This window comes from Acinetobacter sp. BSP-28, from assembly GCF_044130285.1.
Classification (GTDB): Bacteria; Pseudomonadota; Gammaproteobacteria; order Pseudomonadales; family Moraxellaceae; genus Acinetobacter.
Genome location: NZ_JBIQOB010000010.1, coordinates 102,400 through 121,657 on the forward strand (window position 1 = coordinate 102,400; position 19,258 = coordinate 121,657).

16 protein-coding genes, 1 pseudogene and 1 riboswitch are annotated in these 19,258 nt (G+C 41.8%); of the genes and pseudogenes, 12 read left to right on the forward strand and 5 right to left on the reverse strand.

Translation table 11 applies throughout. The features are described from left to right. The first annotated feature begins 26 nt into the window (after positions 1-26). The 3 genes from ACE01R_RS09335 (at position 27) to ACE01R_RS09345 (ending at position 3,357) form a co-directional block, all read left to right on the forward strand. Complete coding sequence (locus ACE01R_RS09335) at positions 27-1,196, forward strand: thiolase family protein (protein WP_395550747.1); 1,170 nt, start codon at positions 27-29, stop codon at positions 1,194-1,196. Positions 1,197-1,315: 119 nt separating this feature from the next. Further along, positions 1,316-2,815 (forward strand): acetyl-CoA hydrolase/transferase family protein, encoded by a 1,500-nt coding sequence (locus ACE01R_RS09340; protein WP_395550748.1) that lies wholly within the window; start codon positions 1,316-1,318, stop codon positions 2,813-2,815. A 200-nt stretch (positions 2,816-3,015) separates the two neighbouring features. Then, positions 3,016-3,357: a hypothetical protein gene (locus ACE01R_RS09345; RefSeq protein WP_395550749.1), complete on the forward strand. Its 342-nt coding sequence runs from the start codon at positions 3,016-3,018 to the stop codon at positions 3,355-3,357. 78 nt (positions 3,358-3,435) lie between these two features. On the opposite strand, the gene ACE01R_RS09350 is transcribed toward ACE01R_RS09345, so the two are convergent. Then, positions 3,436-4,146 carry an HAD family hydrolase gene (locus tag ACE01R_RS09350; RefSeq protein WP_395550750.1) on the reverse strand — a complete coding sequence of 237 codons (711 nt, stop codon included), beginning with the start codon at positions 4,144-4,146 and terminating at the stop codon, positions 3,436-3,438. 191 nt (positions 4,147-4,337) lie between these two features. Then, positions 4,338-4,454, forward strand: a riboswitch (guanidine-I (ykkC/yxkD leader). Between the two features lie 30 nt (positions 4,455-4,484). Here ACE01R_RS09350 and ACE01R_RS09355 point away from each other — a divergent pair. From ACE01R_RS09355 to ACE01R_RS09395, 9 genes and pseudogenes are all read left to right on the forward strand, one after another. Then, complete coding sequence (locus tag ACE01R_RS09355; RefSeq protein WP_395550753.1) at positions 4,485-5,228, forward strand: urea amidolyase associated protein UAAP1; 744 nt, start codon at positions 4,485-4,487, stop codon at positions 5,226-5,228. An 11-nt stretch (positions 5,229-5,239) separates the two neighbouring features. After that, positions 5,240-5,890 carry an urea amidolyase associated protein UAAP2 gene (locus tag ACE01R_RS09360; protein ID WP_395550765.1) on the forward strand — a complete coding sequence of 217 codons (651 nt, stop codon included), beginning with the start codon at positions 5,240-5,242 and terminating at the stop codon, positions 5,888-5,890. A gap of 3 nt (positions 5,891-5,893) precedes the next feature. Further along, entirely contained in the window at positions 5,894-9,499 is a 3,606-nt protein-coding gene (uca, locus tag ACE01R_RS09365) for an urea carboxylase (RefSeq protein ID WP_395550766.1), read from the forward strand. Between the two features lie 88 nt (positions 9,500-9,587). After that, positions 9,588-11,348 carry a hypothetical protein gene (locus ACE01R_RS09370; RefSeq protein WP_395550768.1) on the forward strand — a complete coding sequence of 587 codons (1,761 nt, stop codon included), beginning with the start codon at positions 9,588-9,590 and terminating at the stop codon, positions 11,346-11,348. A gap of 92 nt (positions 11,349-11,440) precedes the next feature. Next, positions 11,441-11,711 (forward strand): annotated as a pseudogene (locus ACE01R_RS09375) (type II toxin-antitoxin system Phd/YefM family antitoxin). Positions 11,712-12,199: 488 nt separating this feature from the next. Continuing rightward, positions 12,200-12,325, forward strand: coding sequence for a hypothetical protein (locus ACE01R_RS09380; RefSeq protein ID WP_395550769.1), 126 nt, complete (start codon positions 12,200-12,202; stop codon positions 12,323-12,325). Then, on the forward strand, positions 12,318-12,767 hold the full coding sequence (locus ACE01R_RS09385) for a CopG family ribbon-helix-helix protein (protein ID WP_395550771.1): 450 nt from the start codon (positions 12,318-12,320) through the stop codon (positions 12,765-12,767). The genes ACE01R_RS09380 and ACE01R_RS09385 overlap by 8 nt, the downstream gene beginning before the upstream one ends. 2 nt (positions 12,768-12,769) lie before the next feature. Beyond that, complete coding sequence (gene atzF / locus ACE01R_RS09390) at positions 12,770-14,581, forward strand: allophanate hydrolase (protein ID WP_395550773.1); 1,812 nt, start codon at positions 12,770-12,772, stop codon at positions 14,579-14,581. After that, complete coding sequence (locus ACE01R_RS09395) at positions 14,578-15,600, forward strand: ABC transporter substrate-binding protein (protein ID WP_395550774.1); 1,023 nt, start codon at positions 14,578-14,580, stop codon at positions 15,598-15,600. The genes atzF and ACE01R_RS09395 overlap by 4 nt, the downstream gene beginning before the upstream one ends. 194 nt (positions 15,601-15,794) lie before the next feature. Here the strand turns inward: ACE01R_RS09395 and ACE01R_RS09400 are convergent, their stop codons facing one another. The 4 genes from ACE01R_RS09400 to yddG all read right to left on the reverse strand — a co-directional run bounded on the left by ACE01R_RS09400 (position 15,795) and on the right by yddG (position 19,063). Then, positions 15,795-16,124, reverse strand: coding sequence for a DMT family transporter (locus ACE01R_RS09400; RefSeq protein ID WP_395550775.1), 330 nt, complete (start codon positions 16,122-16,124; stop codon positions 15,795-15,797). Between the two features lie 69 nt (positions 16,125-16,193). Then, complete coding sequence (locus tag ACE01R_RS09405) at positions 16,194-17,075, reverse strand: ABC transporter ATP-binding protein (protein ID WP_395550776.1); 882 nt, start codon at positions 17,073-17,075, stop codon at positions 16,194-16,196. Next, positions 17,075-18,019: an ABC transporter permease gene (locus ACE01R_RS09410; RefSeq protein ID WP_395550777.1), complete on the reverse strand. Its 945-nt coding sequence runs from the start codon at positions 18,017-18,019 to the stop codon at positions 17,075-17,077. The genes ACE01R_RS09405 and ACE01R_RS09410 overlap by 1 nt, the downstream gene beginning before the upstream one ends. Before the next feature lie 117 nt (positions 18,020-18,136). Next, positions 18,137-19,063: an aromatic amino acid DMT transporter YddG gene (yddG, locus tag ACE01R_RS09415; protein ID WP_395550778.1), complete on the reverse strand. Its 927-nt coding sequence runs from the start codon at positions 19,061-19,063 to the stop codon at positions 18,137-18,139. Between the last annotated feature and the right edge of the window lie 195 nt (positions 19,064-19,258).

Below are 19,258 nucleotides of genomic sequence, written 5' to 3' on the forward strand. Positions count from 1 at the left end.
AAGATTTATAAATTAGGATGGAAAAAATGATTGTTATCGTAAATGGTGTTCGTACTGCAATGGGTGGTTTCCAAGGCGCTTTTTCTTCATGTACAGCACCAGATTTAGGTGCAGCAGCAATTAAAGAAGTTGTTACGCGTTCGGGCTTGCAACCAACCGATATTGATGAAGTGATTTTTGGCTGTGTACTTCCGGCCGGTTTAAAACAGGGTCCGGCACGCCAAGCCATGCGTCAGGCAGGTTTACCTGACAGCACGGGCGCAACCACCATTAATAAAATTTGTGGTTCAGGTATGAAAGCGGTGATGCAGGCTGCCGATGCAGTAAAAGCTGGCTCAGCAGAGATTGTGGTTGCTGGCGGTATGGAATCGATGAGTAATGCGCCATATCTACTGGACAAGGCGCGTGCTGGTTATCGTATGGGACATGGCAAAATTACCGATCACATGTTCCAGGAAGGTCTGGAAGATGCTGAAACCGGTTTGTCGATGGGTATTCTTGCACAAGAAATGGCAGATAAAAAAGGCTATACCCGCGAACAGCAAGATGCCTTTGCGATCAGCTCATTAAATAAAGCAGTCACTGCCATCAACAATGGTTATTTTAAAGAAGAAATCGTGCCTGTAACCGTGTCTTCACGTAAAGGCGATGTAGTTGTTGAGCAAGACGAACAACCGCTGAATGCCAAGGCCGATAAAATTCCAACTTTACGTCCTGCATTTAAAAAAGACGGCACCATTACCGCTGCCAATTCCAGCTCGATTTCAGATGGTGCTTCGGCATTAGTCATCACTTCAGAAGAAATTGCGGCAGAGCGTGGTTTACAGCCTTTAGCGAAAATTGTTGCCTATGCTTCAAACTCGCAACATCCTACAGAGTTCAGTATTGCACCGGTCGGCGCGATTGAAAAAGTGTTGAAAAAAGCTAGCTGGGATGCTCAGGAGGTTGACCTCTGGGAAATCAATGAAGCCTTTGCCATGGTGGCGATGGCAGCTATGGATGCTTTCAATCTGGATGGCGCAAAAGTGAATATCAACGGTGGTGCTTGCGCATTGGGTCATCCACTCGGTTCATCAGGTTCACGTATTATCGTGACTTTATTGCATGCCCTCAAACGTACCGGTGGTAAAAAAGGCATTGCGACTTTATGTATCGGTGGTGGTGAAGCAACCGCTGTTGCAGTCGAGCTGATCTAAAAAGTCTCTATCAGCGTAGAGCGATAAGTAACAAATTAGAATTTAATAAGCAATAACAACTACCATTCCAGCACGCCGGGATGGTGGACAACAATATGTTTATTTTTGAGATTTTTATTATGAATGGTTTAGATCGCATTCGCTTAGTCTCCCTTCGCGACAAAGTTATGTCTGCTGAACAAGCGATTAAATTGATTCAAGACGGTGCTGTAGTCGGTTTAAGTGGTTTTGGTGGTGCAGGTGAGGCAAAAGCAGTACCGTTGGCTCTGGCTGAATATGCCAAAGAGCATCCCTTGAAAATTACCCTGGCGACAGGTGCCAGCTTGGGCAATAAAATTGATGGCCGTTTAAATGAAGCCCATGCAATTGAGCGCCGTTATCCTTATCAGGCTGATCCCGGTCTGCGTAAATCCATCAATGCTGGTGAGGTGATGTATATCGATCAGCATTTGTCTGAAATGGCAGATAACATCCGTCATCACAACTTGCCATCGATTAATGTCGCGGTGATTGCAGCAACGGCGATTACTGAAGATGGGCAGATTATTCCAACTGGTTCATGCGGTAACTCGGCCAACTTTGTGGAAATGGCAGATCATGTGATTGTTGAAATTGATAACACCATTAATCCGGTGCTGGAAGGCGTACATGACATTTATGTACCGAAAGCCCGTCCGAACCGCGCACCGATTCCGTTGATTCATGCGGGTGACCGGATTGGAACGGTTGGGATTCAGGTCAGTCCGGAAAAGATTTCAGCGATTGTACTGAATGACATTCCAGATACCTCTTTCAATATGGACGAACCGGATCAGGATACTTTAGCCATTGCCAAGCATCTGATTCAGTTCTTTGAAGGCGAAGTGGCTGCAGGGCGTTTACCGGAAAATTTAGGCCCATTACAGTCTGGAGTCGGTTCGATTGCCAATGCGGTTTTTTCAGGTTTTGAACATTCCAATTTTCATGACTTGGAAATGTATTCGGAAGTTTTACAGGACTGTACCTTTGAGTTGATTGATTCAGGCAAAATGACCTTTGCTTCAGGCTGTTCAATGACCCTGTCAGATTCTTGTGCACAACATGTGATGCAGAATTTTGAACAATATAAAGACAAGATTGTGCTGCGTCCGCAGGAAATTTCCAATAATCCTGAAATCATCCGCCGTTTGGGGATCATTGCCATCAATACCGCACTGGAGTTTGATATTTACGGCAACGTGAATTCTACCCATGTCACTGGCACTAAAATGATGAACGGTATTGGTGGATCAGGTGACTTCACCCGTCATGCGCATTTAGCAATTTTTGTGACCAAATCTGTGGCCAAAGGTGGTGCGATCTCTTCTGTAGTGCCAATGGTGAGTCATACTGACCATACCGAACACGACATCGATGTTTTGGTGACAGAAAACGGTCTGGGAGATTTGCGTGGTCTTGCACCGCGTGAACGTGCCCGCAAAATTATCGATTTATGTGCACATCCAGATTATCGCGATGCCTTAAATGATTACTTTGATCGTGCTTGCCAGCGTGGTGGACAAACACCGCATCTTCTTGAAGAAGCCTTGTCCTGGCATGCAAAATTTGAAGAAACCGGAAGCATGCATAAAACCGCATAAACGGTACTGAATGCATAAGAGAGAACCCATCATCGGATGGGTTTTTTGATTTTATGAATAAAATGTGGATACGAATTTCAAAAAATCACTAAAGCAAAACAGATGCAGTACGGCTGAAACGCTTTGTCAACAAGATCTGGCTTAACCTGAATAGGGTTCTTTCTATAATGACCGCATCGTAACACTCAAGGTCTTAAGTTTTGAAATATCTTCAATATTTTTCAGCAATCCCATTATTACTGTTATTAACTGCTTGTACTACTGAAGCACCGGATTATCAAGGAACCTGGAAAAACACCCTGGAAAACCCCAAAATTGAAAATTCGCTCGTGATTGTCAAAAATGGTGACAATTACTTCATTACCAATACCTTAAAAGATAAAGAGACGGGTAAAACTGAAAAGAAAAATCCTGTTCCAGCTTCAGTTGGAAAGAATGGTTTCCTTGAGGTAAATGCAGGTGCAGGCATCGTGGATTTTGCAATTGACGAAAAAACTGGCAATCTGGTGGGTTCAGGCTCAATCTATAAAAAAGCAAAATAACGCATAAAAACAATAATTAACAAAACAATGTATCCCTACAGAAGATGTCATGAAATCTATGATTCATGACATCTTTTTTTAGTTTAGAGAACTTAATAACGCTGCAAAATCTTCTACATAATAATTCGCTTTGGATTTGATCAGGTCGCTTTCATGGGCAGAATATTGATCATAGAGTGCAACGACATCGATGCCGGCATGATTTGCAGCTTCCACCCCAATCAGTGAATCTTCAACAATCAGACATTGTTCTGGCTTTAGATCAAAATGTTGCAGTGCCTTTAAATACACTTCTGGATGTGGCTTGATGTTGTCGACATTTTCACGCGTTAACATCAATGCAAAATCGTTGCTGAAATCAATTTTGCTATTGATGAGTTTATTATTCTCTTGATAACGCTGGATATTATATAAACTCGTCGTGGTGGCTAGCACCAATTGAATACCACGTTGTTTCAACGCCTGAATCAAATTTTCTGCTTGCGGTTTTAGCTCCACGACATGATCGAGAAAATGCCGTGAAATGGTATAACGGCGTAACTTTACTTGTTCTTTTGTTAAATTAAAACCATACAATTCATTCAGATAAGCACAATATTCCAGATAGGGATCAGCAGACTGTCGAAACTTATTCAGCTGGGTATCACGCTGCTGCTGAATGCTATGATGATCAATATCAATTTTTGCTAACTGTTGAATCAGGGCTGCATCCACTTGATTCCAGATGCCTACGGAATCAATCAAGGTACCATCCAGATCGAAACACACCAGTTTTTTATCTTTAAACATGCCGAATCCATTTTATTGCTGGCCGCATTATCAGGCTTTATCTGGCAGATAAAAAGTCCAGTTTAGGTGCAAATACGGCATCGGATTTCGATTTCACAACCAAGATGATCTCTTTTTGCTCATTTTTAGTATTACAACTATGTAAATTCGTAATACTGTTTTGGCACAGCCTTTGCATTTATTAACACAATCATAAAGTGATCTAGGGTTCCGGCAGTTATTTTTTAAAAGACTGTGTCTGAGACCGAGAGTTCACGGCTAGGTTTGTTAAAACCCAAGCTACACGGAGGGATAAAAGCCCGGGAGGTTGTAATTTAAACCTTAAAGAGGTCATGCACATGGGCGCAAAAGATAACAAGTACCATAATAATCAATCACTTTGGACGGAACTATTACCGGGTGGGCACCATTGGTCTGCACGCATTCAGCGTGGAGGAGTATTACAACTTAAAGCATTAGGTGAAAATGCCAATGTTTCACTTTTTTGTGTCAATGCTGAAGATAAGCTTGAAGCCTATAACATGCCAGACAGTCTAAAAGCACAGCACACGGCATTTTTAAGTACAGGGCATATTTTAGCGTCAGATCTTGGACGTGCCATGATCTCGATTGTCAAAGATGACCACGGTTGGAATGATGCTTTCTGTGCACCAAGTACAGCAGGGCAAATTGAAGCACAATTCGGCACCAAAACCTTCCAAGATGCACGCAACGACATGTACCGCAATGGCAAAGACAGCTTACTGTTAGAGATGACCAAGTTTGGTTTATCTACAACCGATCTCAGCAATACACTCAATTTATTCTCAAAAGTTCAACCTGATGACAACGGTAACTTGTCTTATGTGGTATCAGACAATACTGACCAGATTATTGAACTGCGCTTTGAAATGGATTGCTTGGTGTTTTTATCCAGTGCACCACATGCCTTAGATAACAGCAAAGAATATGCACCAGCAGATATTCAATTGTCATTATTTAAAGCATTGCCTTTGGGCGAAACGGATGTCTGCCGTGATTCATGCCCGCAAAATCAGCGTGCGTTCCAAAATAATAACCGCTACTACGCTTTAACTGCTTAAGGGGAATAATCATGACTGCATTAGTAAACCTAGAAAAATCAGTACTCAGCGAAGTATGTCCTACCGGTGAAGCGTGGATGTGCGAAGTCAAAAAAGGGCAGTATTTCCGTATTGTTGACCTTGAAGGCAACCAAGCGGTAGATACCTTATTTATTTCTGCACACAACCCTGAAGAGCGTTATAGCGCCACTGATACTTTAGCAATAAACCGTCAAATTTACCTTGAGAAAGGTACAACCTTATATACCAATTTCGGTAATAAAATCGCCACCATCCATGATGATAACTGCGGTCGCCATGACACTTTAGGCGGTGCATGTTCATGTGAAAGTAATACCGTGCGTTATGCGCATAACAAATACCCAATGCACAGTTGCCGTAATAATTTCATGATCGCGCTGTCGCAACATCCAATTGCCAAAAAGCATGGTTTAAACGTGCGCCACATTGGGCCAAACATTAATTTCTTTATGAATGTACCTGTAACTTCAGACGGTCACCTGAAATTTGATGATGGCATTTCTGCACCGGGTAAATATGTCGAAATCAAAGCAGAAATGGATTTGATCGTGCTGATCTCTAACTGCCCACAGCTAAATAACCCATGTAATGCCTATAACCCAACCAAAATTCAATTGATCATCCGTGAAGGCGAGGAATAAGCCATGTTTAATAAAGTTCTCATCGCCAACCGTGGTGCAATTGCTTGTCGTGTCATTCGTACTTTAAAAAAATTAGGCATTCAATCGGTTGCCGTATATTCAGAAGCAGATCGCGATTCTCTACATGTCACTTTAGCCGATGAAGCAGTCTTTATTGGTGATGCACCTGCCAGCCAAAGTTATCTGAATGTCGAGAAAATTCTAGAAGTTGCCAAACAAACCGGTGCGGAAGCGATTCACCCGGGTTATGGTTTCCTGTCTGAAAATGCCGAATTCTGTAATCTATGTGAAGCACAAGGCATTGTGTTCTTAGGGCCAAATGCAGAGCAAATGAAAGCCTTTGGTTTAAAACACACCGCGCGTGAACTTGCGATTCAAGCCAATGTGCCGTTACTTCCGGGCAGTCAGTTATTGGCAGATGAAGCGGAAGCACTGCTTGAAGCTGAACGGATTGGCTATCCTGTAATGCTGAAAAGCACCGCAGGCGGTGGTGGTATCGGTATGCGTTTGGTGTGGAATGCAGAAGAGCTGAAAGATGCCTATGCAACTGTGTCCTATTTAGCGCAAGCCAACTTCAAAGATGCAGGTTTGTACCTTGAGAAATTCGTTCAAAATGCCCGTCATATCGAAGTGCAAATTTTTGGTGATAGTAAGGGTTTAGTCTTAGCACTGGGTGAGCGTGATTGTTCGGTGCAACGTCGTAACCAAAAAGTGATTGAGGAAACACCTGCACCACACCTCAATGATGAACAACGTGCATATCTGCAAAATGTCGCGATTCAATTGATGCAATCGGTGAATTACCGCTCGGCAGGTACGGTTGAATTTGTGATGGATACCGACACACAAGAATTTTATTTCTTGGAAGTGAATACCCGTCTACAAGTGGAACATGGCGTGACTGAGCAAGTCTTTGGTGTCGATCTTGTTGAATGGATGGTGACTTTAGGCAGTGGTGATTGGAAAGCACCAACTTCACAACTTGAGTCGCAAGGTCATTCGATTCAAGTTCGTCTCTATGCCGAAGACCCAATTAAAAACTTCCAGCCAAGTGCAGGACTTTTAACGCATGTTGAGTTTGATGAAAATGCGCGTAATGAAACATGGGTAGAAACGGGTTCAAACGTTTCATCATTCTATGATCCGATGATTGCCAAAATCATTGTGACAGCAGATGATCGTGATTCGGCGATTCAAGCCATGGCTGATACGCTCGCTAAAACCCAAGTGGCAGGCATCGAAACCAATCTTGAATATCTACAAAACATTATCGACTGTGATGTATTTAAAGCAGGTACGCAAACCACACGCTTCTTAAATACATTCGAGTGGAAAACGCAAAAGATTGAAGTGTTGCAAGCCGGCATTCAAACCGCCGTGCAAGACGTTACAGGTCGTTTGGGCTATTGGGATGTCGGTGTGCCACCATCGGGTGCGATTGATCCGCTATCATTAAATGTGGCGAACCAACTGTTGGGCAATGCACCGAATACCGCAGGTCTGGAATGTACGCTTCAAGGTCCAAGCTTGAAATTCCATTGCGATAGCCAAATTGTACTGGCTGGTGGTGATATGCCATCGACTTTGGATGGTGTCGCTGTACCAATGTGGCAAACCGTGAATGTGCGTAAAGGTCAGGTGCTGAAATGTGGCAAGATCGCCACAGGTTGCCGTACTTACATCGGCATTAAAGGCGGTCTAAATGTACCTGAATATTTAGGCTCACAAGCGACCTTTACTCTAGGTCAGTTTGGCGGTCATGCAGGGCGTAACTTGCTGATTGGCGATATGCTTCCAATCACGGCATTTACATCAGAGGAAGTCAAAGCCTTAACAGAAGATCAAACCCCATCATTCTCAAATTCTTGGGAAATTGCGGTGATGTATGGCCCACATGGCGCGCCTGATTTCTTCACCAAAAATGATATTGATACCTTTTTTGCCAATGAGTTTGAAATTCACTTTAACTCAAGCCGTACCGGTATCCGTTTGATTGGACCTAAACCTGAATGGGCGCGTCAGGATGGTGGAGAAGCAGGTCTGCATCCATCCAATATTCATGATAATGCCTATGCCATAGGTGCGATTGATTTCACCGGTGACATGCCAATTATCTTGGGTCCAGATGGTCCAAGCCTAGGTGGTTTCGTTTGTCCTGCGGTAGTGATCAATTCTGAACTTTGGAAACTCGGGCAGCTCAAAGCCGGTGATAAAGTCAAATTTGTGCCTGTCAGCTACCACCAAGCAAAACTCTTGAATGAAAAATATCATGCACAGTTGGCATCTGCAGATACGCAAAATGTGACTTTTGATGAAGCATTCTATCCTGAAATCAGCACCTTAAAATCAGCTATTTTGGATACTTTAAAAGGTCAAAATGGTACGCCTGATGTGGTATATCGTCCTGCGGGCAATAACTATATGCTCGTTGAATATGGCGAGTTGGTTTTAGATTTAAACCTGCGTTTCCGTATTCATGCACTGATGCAATGGGTCAAAGATCAAAACATCCAAGGCATTATCGACCTGACACCGGGTATCCGTTCGCTGCAAATCCATTTTGATTCGACCCAGCTCGATCAGATTGATTTACTGCGTATGCTTCAAGTGGCGGAAGAGCAATTACCTGATGTCACAGAAATGCAAGTGCCATCCCGTACCGTATATTTACCACTAGCTTGGGAAGATTCACAAACTCAGCTTGCTACTGAACGCTATATGCAAACCGTGCGCCCTGATGCGCCATGGTGTCCGGACAATATCGAATTTATCCGTCGTATTAATGGCTTAAAAGACAAACAAGCTGTCAAAGATGTGGTCTATAACGCGAGTTATTTGGTCATGGGCTTGGGTGATGTGTACTTGGGTGCGCCCGTGGCGACCCCGCTTGATCCGCGTCAGCGTCTGGTCACTACCAAATATAACCCGGCACGTACCTGGACACCTGAAAATGCCGTCGGTATTGGCGGTGCGTATATGTGTGTGTACGGTATGGAAGGTCCGGGTGGTTATCAGTTTGTCGGTCGTACGTCGCAAATGTGGTCACGCTACCGTAAAAATCCTGATTTTGAACAAGGTATGCCGTGGTTATTGCGCTTCTTTGACCAGATTAAGTTTTATGAAGTGTCTGAAGCTGAGCTTATGCACATGCGTGAGGACTTTAAAGCAGGTCGTTTAAAACTGCGTATTGAAGAAGGCGTACTCAACCTGAAAGAATACAATGACTTCTTAACCGAAAACCAAGAATCCATTTCGGCATTTAAAGCGGTGCAACAAGCCAACTTTGATGCGGAACGTCGTCGCTGGCATGAAGCAGGGCTTGCAGAATATGTCTCTGAAAGTCTTGATGCTGTGGATGATGGTGAAGGCGTTGAAATTCCAGACGGTGGTTGTGCAGTTGAATCGCATATGCCAGGCTCAATCTGGAAAATTGAATGTCAGTCGGGCGATATTGTGGAAGAAGGTGCAACCTTAGCCGTGATTGAAGCGATGAAGATTGAGATTCCAATTATTGCGCCTGAGCGTATGCGTGTCGATGCGATTACGATTGAAAAAGGGCAAACAGTTAAAACGGGGCAAGTTTTGTTTACGTTGGCGCCAGTGGCTTGAAGTAAATAATTTGTATTAGGGAGTAGTTTCTACTCCCATTTTTCATTATAAATGTGTAATCAATTAAGTTAAATAATTTATACAATATATGTTTGATTACCAAAATGATTTCCCTTTATTAATTAATTCTTTGCCTGAACGTCTTCAGAAATTATTGCGTTTAGAGTCTATTGATAATCCTTCAGCTGAAATTGAAGTTGCAACAAGGTTTGAAAAAAATAAATATGAGGATGGTTATGAATACGTCCATATGATTATGGCTTGTGTACCAGAAACTGACTTATCAAAAATCACCGTGTTTGGTGAAACAGCATCAGGACTAGTTAAAGAAAGTACCCCCGCCATAAATAGTAAAGGTGGGTTAAAAGACATAACATTAGATGTCTCTGGATATGACTATATAGTGGCATCTTGGGGAGATGGTTCCAGATATAGTTATAACTTAGCGGAAAAAGTATGGATGACATTAGGCCTGACTCCTCGGCTAATTGGTAATACTGATCAAAGGATTATTTATGATGATTTGGCATCTCCGGTATTGAATATTGCGAGTGGAGATGTTTGTTGTGAATATGAGTTTATCCAGTCTAAAAATATAAAATGGACTATGCGGAATGACTACTTAAGAAATTTTTTATGGATGAGAAATTGCTATGCTTTCAGAGTTTTCTACTATGAGAGTTACATTGAAGTAACTAACGAAGTTAATCAATTATTAGGTAATGAAGATTTTTATAATAAAAATATTTCCAATTGGGGAGAGCTTTGCATTCGCCGTATCGAAGATAGAGTGTTAATTCAGCTTCATGCAGTAGCATGTGCCGTAGAGCCAGATAAGTGTGATTCAATTAGTGCTGATAAACTTATATGGCCAAATCAAACTCAACCTTTTACAAGACAAGAACTCGCGGACTATGCAACCCAAAAATTTGTTTATGTAAAAGATGAATTTTTAGAAAAATATGAGAAAGATGCATTGTATGAAGCAATCCCATTTAAACAATATGGCGATCATTTTTACTGTTCACCTTCATATAAAGGTCAATGGTCATTTCAAAATTGTTTAAGAGAAGGACGTAATTTAGTTAGATTATCCTTATACGAATTATATAAAAACGTACCTGACGAAGAAATATTTCATGTATATCAGTACACATTAACGAATACAGAGACAAAACAATTTAATTTGGCTGAAGAGCATATTGTGAAAAAGACTGAAAGGTTTTTATTACAGTTATGTAAATTAACTACTAACTTGGCTGAAATAGAAAGAATTTTGACGAGTAGCTATAATCCCTATAGTTTTTCAGAATATATAATAGATAACTATAAAAATGAGGGTTTTAGAGCATTTCCTATTTTGGCAAGGTTATACCAAGTCGCACCTATTTACATGTACGAACAAGATTTTTTGAGTAGATGTAAAACAATTAACGAAATCTTAATGCGACTGAAACCAGGAAGCATAAAAAGTTTGTTAGCAAAAATGGGGGTAGATAGAAAACAAATTAATGATTTCAAAACTCTAAAACTATTGCAAGTTTTATTAAATTTAATGGAAACACTTGATAATGATCATGAATCAAAAGAAACTTTGATTGGTTACTCCATAGATTTTAATGTATTAGAAAGCAATCCTAAAATGGCACCATTATTTATAAATAATGATTTAAGAAATGCCGAAGCTCATGAATCAGTTGGTGAAGCATTAGAACATCTAAAGAAATTAGGTTTCGACTCTTCTTCAGTACAAGATGGTTATGGAAAAGCATTGGATTTTATGTTTGATAAAATTATAGATACTTTAGATACATTGAATCGTCATATTGAAAATATTTTAAATAGATAAGCTTCGATATGAGACCAATTTAGAGGTCTTTTAAAAGCTCATTAAATTGGTCATCATTTCACTATTGTTTGCATATCTAGGACATTGCCAAGATGAACAATATTATCTACTCACGCTTTGTCGCAAGCATATCAGACTTCAAAAATAATCCAGTGGAAGTGGAACGGCTTTGGTGAAGCAGTTGCTATCCTAAACCGTAACAATCCAGCATTCTATTGCGTTCCTGCGGACATGTATGAACGTCTGATGGATCTGATTGAAGACAAAGAACGGCTCAAACTTGCAGAGGAAGCTGAAACTGAAGAAACCGTAAAGCTAAGTATTGATGACCTACGAGCTAGAGTTCACAAAAACTGCGTTTAAAAAATTTGATAAGCTCAGCCACCCTTTGATGCACGAGTGAACCCCAATGGTGCAATCTGGTACATTTTTTAAGCATATTTAAAGTGGGTAAATCACCCTCGTATTGTCTCACTAGGCTTTGGTGAGGCTTTTTATATGCCATTGCGACTTAATTCAATTAATTTTAAATTTTGGCACGCTTTCTGCTTTTATTTAGATACAGCATAACTAGAGGAGAGCAACCCACTTGATTACTCAATCACAAACATCGGTTAATTCCAACATGTATAAAAAGAATAACCAGGACATGAGCAATAAAAATGGAATAAACCAGTGAAACACTCAACTAACTCTGCTTTTAAACAAGCCCCATCTCAACCTAGTGGGGCTTTTTTTTGCCATTTTATTCAAGTTTATTTTCAAAATCCCAATAGCTAAAAATTGGCATGCTTTCTGCATCCTCCAAGGTAATACAAAACATAATTTTCGTAATACTGAAGGAGATGCATATGAATACGGTTCAAGCTAAAAAAAACCTGCATCCGTTTAAAAAGTTCCTGATCGAATTACTCAGCGTACGCGCTGGCTTATACATCAAACAAGACCCAACTTTTAAAGGATCAAACCGTGCCTAAACAAAAATTGGCACGAATCAGTGTGACTGTGCCGGAATCGACCCTGACGGCTTTAGATCAGCGCATTGTTGAAGAACACTATGAAAACCGTTCTCAGGCCATTGTCGACATGATTAACAAGCATCTGATTGAAGACCTGGAACAGCGCAATGAAGTCATGGTGGGGACTTTAACTTTGTTATATGACGTGAGTTTGAAAGTACTTCGGACGCAATTGATTGATTTACAACAACAGTTTTTAAGTCAGGTGATCAGTTCACTGCATATTCAGCTTGATGATAACAAGGTGATGGAAGTCATGCTGATACAAGGCTTGAGCTCAGATCTCAAACACATTGGCCAGCAATTTACCGCATTAAAAGGGGTCATTAAAGGCCATCTGGAATTAATGGATGCCGTCATGCCTCCCATTCCACAAAATGAAAATAAAGCAGGAGTTTAGCCATGCATAGCTTATGGACAATTCAAGATTGGCAGCAGGCTTATCAGCAGCAACAGATTCAGATTCAAGACTTGCTGAACTATGTGGCAGCTTTTGAAAATGAAGACCATGCCTGGATTTCAATTGCCACAGCTGAACAATTACAAGCGCAGATTGATGCCTTAAACGGTCAATCACTGGATAGTTTGCCGCTCTACGGCATTCCATTTGCAGTGAAAGACAATATTGATGTTGCAGGTTTTTATACCACTGCAGCGTGTAAAGAAGCGGCATATTTAGCCACTCAAGATGCAACCGTAGTGGCAAAACTGAAAGCGGCCGGTGCAATTGTCGTCGGTAAAACCAATCTGGATCAGTTTGCGACAGGTCTGGTTGGCGTGCGTTCACCTTATGGGGTAGTGAAGAACAGTTTCAATCCTGAATATATCAGTGGCGGTTCAAGTTCCGGTTCAAGTGTGGCAGTTGCAAATGGGCAAGTACCATTCAGTTTAGGTACAGATACTGCCGGTTCAGGTCGTGTTCCAGCAGGACATAATAATATTGTCGGTTTAAAACCCACCAAAGGTTGGTTTTCAACTTCTGGACTTATTCCTGCCTGCCGAACCATCGACGTCATTTCTGTGTTTGCTTTGACTGTAGATGATGCCTGGCAAGTGGCTCAGCTAATGCAAGGCTATGATGCAAGTGATGAATATTCACGCCAGCATCCAGCCAATGTGCCGATGCAATTTTCCAAAGGCAAAATCGCGATTCCTGCCCAGCTGGAATTTTATGGTGATGCTGAAACTGAAAAAGCATTTGAGCAAGCCGTTGAACGGGTGCAAAGTCTAGGTTATGCAGTTGAAGCGATAGATTTTACAATCTTTAATCAATTGGCTGCTGCATTATATAACAAAGCATGGGTGGCGGAACGAACCAGTGCTGTCGCACAACATGTCAGCCGTGATCAAGCGCATCCTGTCATTGCACAAATTGTTGCGCAGGCCGACCAATTTAGTGCTGTGGACATGACTGAAGCAGAATATGAACGTGCCAAACTGGCTCGAGAGATCAATCTGGCGCTGGAACCCTTTGATGCCTTAATGGTACCGACAGCAGCAACCATTTATACAATTCGTGATGTTGAAGCTGACCCGATAGTGAAAAATAGTCATATGGGCGCTTATACCAATTTTGTCAATTTTGCCGATTTATCTGCTTTGGCACTGCCAAATAGCATACGCGCGGATGGTTTGTCGAGTGGCGTCACCTTTATTGCACCCGCATGGATGGATCAGGCTTTAGCGCAATTTGGACAAACCTGGCAGCAATCTGTTGACCTGCCTTTAGGCATATCAAATCAAAGCTATAAAAAATCCTTAAATATTTCATCGGTACATTCAGTCAAGCTGGCGGTTGTTGGCGCGCATCTAACCGGGATGCCACTGAATTTTCAGCTCACTACGCGCAAAGGTACTTTGCTGCAAAAAACCAAAACGGCGCCGAATTACAAACTTTTTGCTTTAAAAAATACCACGCCACCTAAACCGGGCCTGCAATGTACACAACACGGTGGTCATGCGATTGAAGTGGAGGTTTGGGACATTCCATTTGCACTGTTCGGACAGATTGTTGCTGAAGTGCCAGCACCTTTAGGGATTGGCAATGTGCAACTGGCGGATAGCAGTTGGGTCAAAGGCTTTATCTGTGAAGGCTATGCCTTGGAGGACGCGACTGATATTAGCCATTTTGGCGGTTGGCGTGACTATATTCAATCCAAACAAATTACCAATACAAAATACACATGCAATTGCATAGGGGAAGTTGCACAATGATTAAAAAAGCATGTTTATCGGCATCTGTCTGTTGTGCCATTTTATTCAGTGGCTGTGACAATACAGCCAAAATACCAGAACCGACCAATCAGGCCAAGGGTAGTGTCAATACCCAGCCAATCACCATCGGTTATAGCGACTGGCCGGGTTGGGTGGCTTGGCAAGTTGCCATCGAAAAAGGCTGGTTTAAAGAAGCGGGCGTAAATGTCGAATTTAAATGGTTTGATTATTCTGCGTCCATTTCAGCATTTTCAGCCAATCAGCTGGACGCAATTTCGGTATCCAATGGTGACAATCTGGTGATTGCATCCGGTGGTACCAAAGGCATCATGATTATGGCAACCGACTATTCAGCCGGCAATGACGTGATTATTGCGAAAGGTAATATTAACTCGCTTGCTGACCTGAAAGGAAAATCCGTTGCGGTTGAAAAAGGTCTGGTCGATCACTTGCTGTTATCTACTGCCTTGGACGATGCCAAAATTGCTACATCTGATGTGAAACTGGTCAACTCGATGACCAATGAATTGCCACAAGTCTTTGGTAGTCCTGATATTGCTGCGATTGCTGTCTGGCAACCGGTGGCGAATCAGGCTTTAAAAGCAGTTTCCGGTTCTAAAATTATCTATAGTTCCAAAGACAAGCCGGGTCTAATTTACGATACCTTGACCGTGAACATGACACATTTGTCTGCACATAAGGAAGAATGGAAAAAAATCATTCAGGTGTGGGATAAAACCGTGAAATATATTAATGATCCGGCTACCCATGATGATGCGGTTAAAATCATGGCCAATAAGGTCGGGGTAGATCCGAAAGCCTATGAGCAGTTTATTGGTGGGACACATTTACTCGACCTTGCTGCCAATAAAAAGACATTTACCAAAGGCACAGGCTTTGATTCTATTTATGGCTCGACCTACCATGTCAACAAGTTTAATGTCAGCAATGGGGTCTATAAAACAGAGCAGAATGTCGATGGTTTGATTATCCCGACTTTGCTGGATGAACTGAAATAATGATCTAAATAATCTAGACATAAAAAGCCCAAGTTCAACTTGGGCTTTTTAGTGGTAGTGCCATTTTGAAGCAAACTGAGCAATAACAAAGTGCAGCTTGTTTTACAGTACAAGGTTTGGCTGGGGCAAATGTATTTTTGATCTTATGTGGTTATAAACTTTGAATGTCGATATGAATAATAAATTGAAAATTTTTAAATTTCAGTACTGTTGGAAAAAAGATGAATAATCAGAATGCCCGTAATCATAAAAGCTAAACCAATAATGGCAGCCAAATCCAAATACTGCTTGTAGTAAATCCAGCCCACCAAAGACACCAAAATAATGCCAGCACCCGACCAGAGTGCATAAGTAATACCAACAGGAATCACTTTCATGATGAGGGACAGAAAATAGATCGCAACCGCATAGCCTAAAATGGTAATCACCGAGGGCACCAGCAAGTTAAAACCATTGGATGCTTTCATAGCAGAGGTTGCGATAACTTCAGCAATAATGGCAATGATTAAATATAAATAAGACATATTTAGAAACTTAGAAATAGAAAAAACAGGCTTTAGCAATGAACTAAAGCCTTAAAGATTCATGCAAAATTATTTTTGGCTACTGACTTGGGTCATCCGTGGAATTTTCGGTAAGTCTTCCAGTGCAGGGTCGAGTTCATCTTCCTGTGCGTGCACCAGATAATCGACCCGTTCACGTAGCTTTTTAAATTCCGCTGTGAGCATCAATTCAGGGCTGCGTGGTCTAGGCAGGTCAACCTCAATAATTTCTTTGATTTCACCCGGATTGGCTTTTAAAGCCACAATACGGTCAGCTAAAAGAATGGCTTCATCCATATCGTGCGTCACAAAGATGATTGTAATATCAATGTTTTGCCACAAATCCATCAAATGGCGCTGCATTTTTTGCCGGGTATGCGGGTCGAGTGCACCAAAAGGTTCATCCATGAGCAAGATTTTCGGTTCATTGACCAGGGCACGGGCAATCGCTACGCGTTGTTTCATGCCGCCAGACAGCTGATGTGGATACTGGTTTTCGTATTTGTCCAGCCCAATGATATTGATCCATTCACGTGCCTGTGCTTCAGCTGTCGCGTTGCTGGCACCTTTCATTTTCGGACCAAACATCACATTTTCTTTCACCGTTTTCCATGGAAACAGGGTATAGCCCTGAAACACCATGCCGCGTTCCGGACTTGGGCCAGTAATGGCTGCACCGTCCACCAGCAATTCACCACTGCTATAGGGGTCTAGACCTGCCACCACACGGCTGAAGGTAGATTTACCGCAGCCTGATGGCCCAATTACACAGATAAACTCGCGTTTATGAATTTTCAAATCCAGCTGATTCAAAATTGTGCGTTCAGTTTTACCATGCTTAAACACCTGGCTGAGTTTTTTCGCTTCTAGAATGACAGGGCGGGCATAAATCGCATCAAAATAAGCTTTGGCATTAAATTCTGTGGTTGTCATTATTTTGCTCCTGCTTTCCATTTAAATAGCTGTTGTCCCAGTTTCATCAAGGCTACATCACAGATCAGTCCAATCACCCCGATAATCAGGATAGCAGCATAGACATTGTCAAAGTTTTGATAGCGCGCTTGTTGGGTGATAAACCAGGTGATCCCGGAGGTAGTGCCAATCAATTCAGAAACAATTAGATAGGTCCATGCCCAACCTAAAAGTACGCGTAAATCGCGATAAATATCTGGTAGTGCAGCAGGAATCACCACATGAAACAGGCTTTTCAGCTTGTTGGTGCCCAGGGTATAACCGGCTTCAATCAAACCGCGATCGACCATGCGGGTGGTATTGGCAATGATCAAAATTTGCTGAAACAGGGTTCCAATCACAATAATGGCAATTTTTGGTGCATCGTTGATCCCTAAAATAGCCACAGCCAGTGCACCAAAGGCTGGTGCAGGCAAGTAACGGAAAAACTCGACAAAGGGTTCAGTCAGCTGGGATATTTTTTGTGAAAAACCGCACAGGATACCCAGTGGAATACCGATTAACGAAGCAATGAAAAAGGCACTAAACACCAGCTTGATACTGTGCCAAAGGCTTTGATGAAACCAGGGTGCATCCGCTTGAGCCGGTGGCGTAATAAAAGCAGTTACTAAGGCTGTGGCGACTTCATGCGGCGCAGGTAAATAGATCGGATTGACCAGTTTACCTTGTGGTGGCTCGGCACCTGCATTGACCGCATTTTGCGCTTCTGCAGCATAAATACTTCTGTCAACACGGCTTTCGACCTGTAAATAGGCCACACTGCCGGAGTTGGTAATTTGTACTTGTGGATGCCAGATGAAGGGTAAATAACTCACTGCGCACCAAATCAGGATGGGGATCAGGAAAGAACCTAAGCCAAGTAGTAGCTTATTCTTTGGACTGAGTTCTCTTGCAACATAACCCATATTTATTTTGCCCCAATATTACTATTTTTATAAAACGTAATACTGTTAAGCAAAATGGATGCCACTTTTAAATCAATTTTTAATGAATATGTAGCAGTTAAAGTGATTACTTCAAATTTATGAGACTTTTAAAACCTCGAATAATTTTGCTTTGATGGCTTGCCAATTGGTAGAAATCCAGCAGATGAAAGAACCGAAGGTCACTAAAATGACACCTTGCCAAAATTCGATAGATAGTTGGGTTTGTAAAATCCACATCGAAATTAAAGTTGAAAAGATCGGGCTGAAATAGGACAGAGTCACCAAAATCGTGATATTGCCTTTAATGATTCCGACATTCCATGCGGCATAACCGAGCGCAGTAACACAGGAAACCAGCAACAAATACAGGCAGGTGCTCGGGTCAAAGTGCGGGATTGCTGAGAAATCATGAGTGAAAAATAATTTAATCCAGAGCACCAGGCTAATGGCAACAAAGAATAGGGTAATCGGGTTATGACCCTGGCTGTATTTTTTGGTAATTACACAATAAAGTGACCACAAGCTTGCACCCAAAAATGCCAGCACATAACTGGTGGGATTGGCTTGAATATTATGCGAGATGGTCGCCCAGCTCATTGAATTATTGCCCATTTGTGTCAGCACAATTCCCAACAAACTGACTACTAAACCCAAAATAACAAAGACGTTAAACTTGACCTCTTTAAAAATAATTAGCATGACAATGGTTAAACTGGGCCATAAATAATTGACCAGGCTCACTTCAATCGCTTGTTGTGGCGTTTGCGACAGGGCAATCGCATAAGAAAAACACAGCTCATAAATGACAAATAGAACGGCGGCAAAAACGAGATAACTTTTGGAAATCTGCTTTAAATTGGGAATACGAAATAACAGCAGCAGGATGCAGGCACTGAAGCTATACATCAGGGTGACAGCCAAATCTGCACCGATACTTGCACTGATTTTTTTTAGCAAACCCACAATTGAAGACCATTGCAAAATTGCACTAAAACCGATCAATGTTGCAAGATTTCTAGACATATGAAGTGCTAAGAAGCTGTCAGGACAGGTTCTGGAAAGATAAAAAGATTGATGATTATAGCAATTTACTGAGCCTACTGTTGATAAGTTAAATCCAGAGATGAAGTGCTGAATTCAGGTTTCGATCGACAATAAATACAATTTACACGGGTCGCATTTTAAAGGCTGTTTTATTTAGCCACTTCGACTCCATGC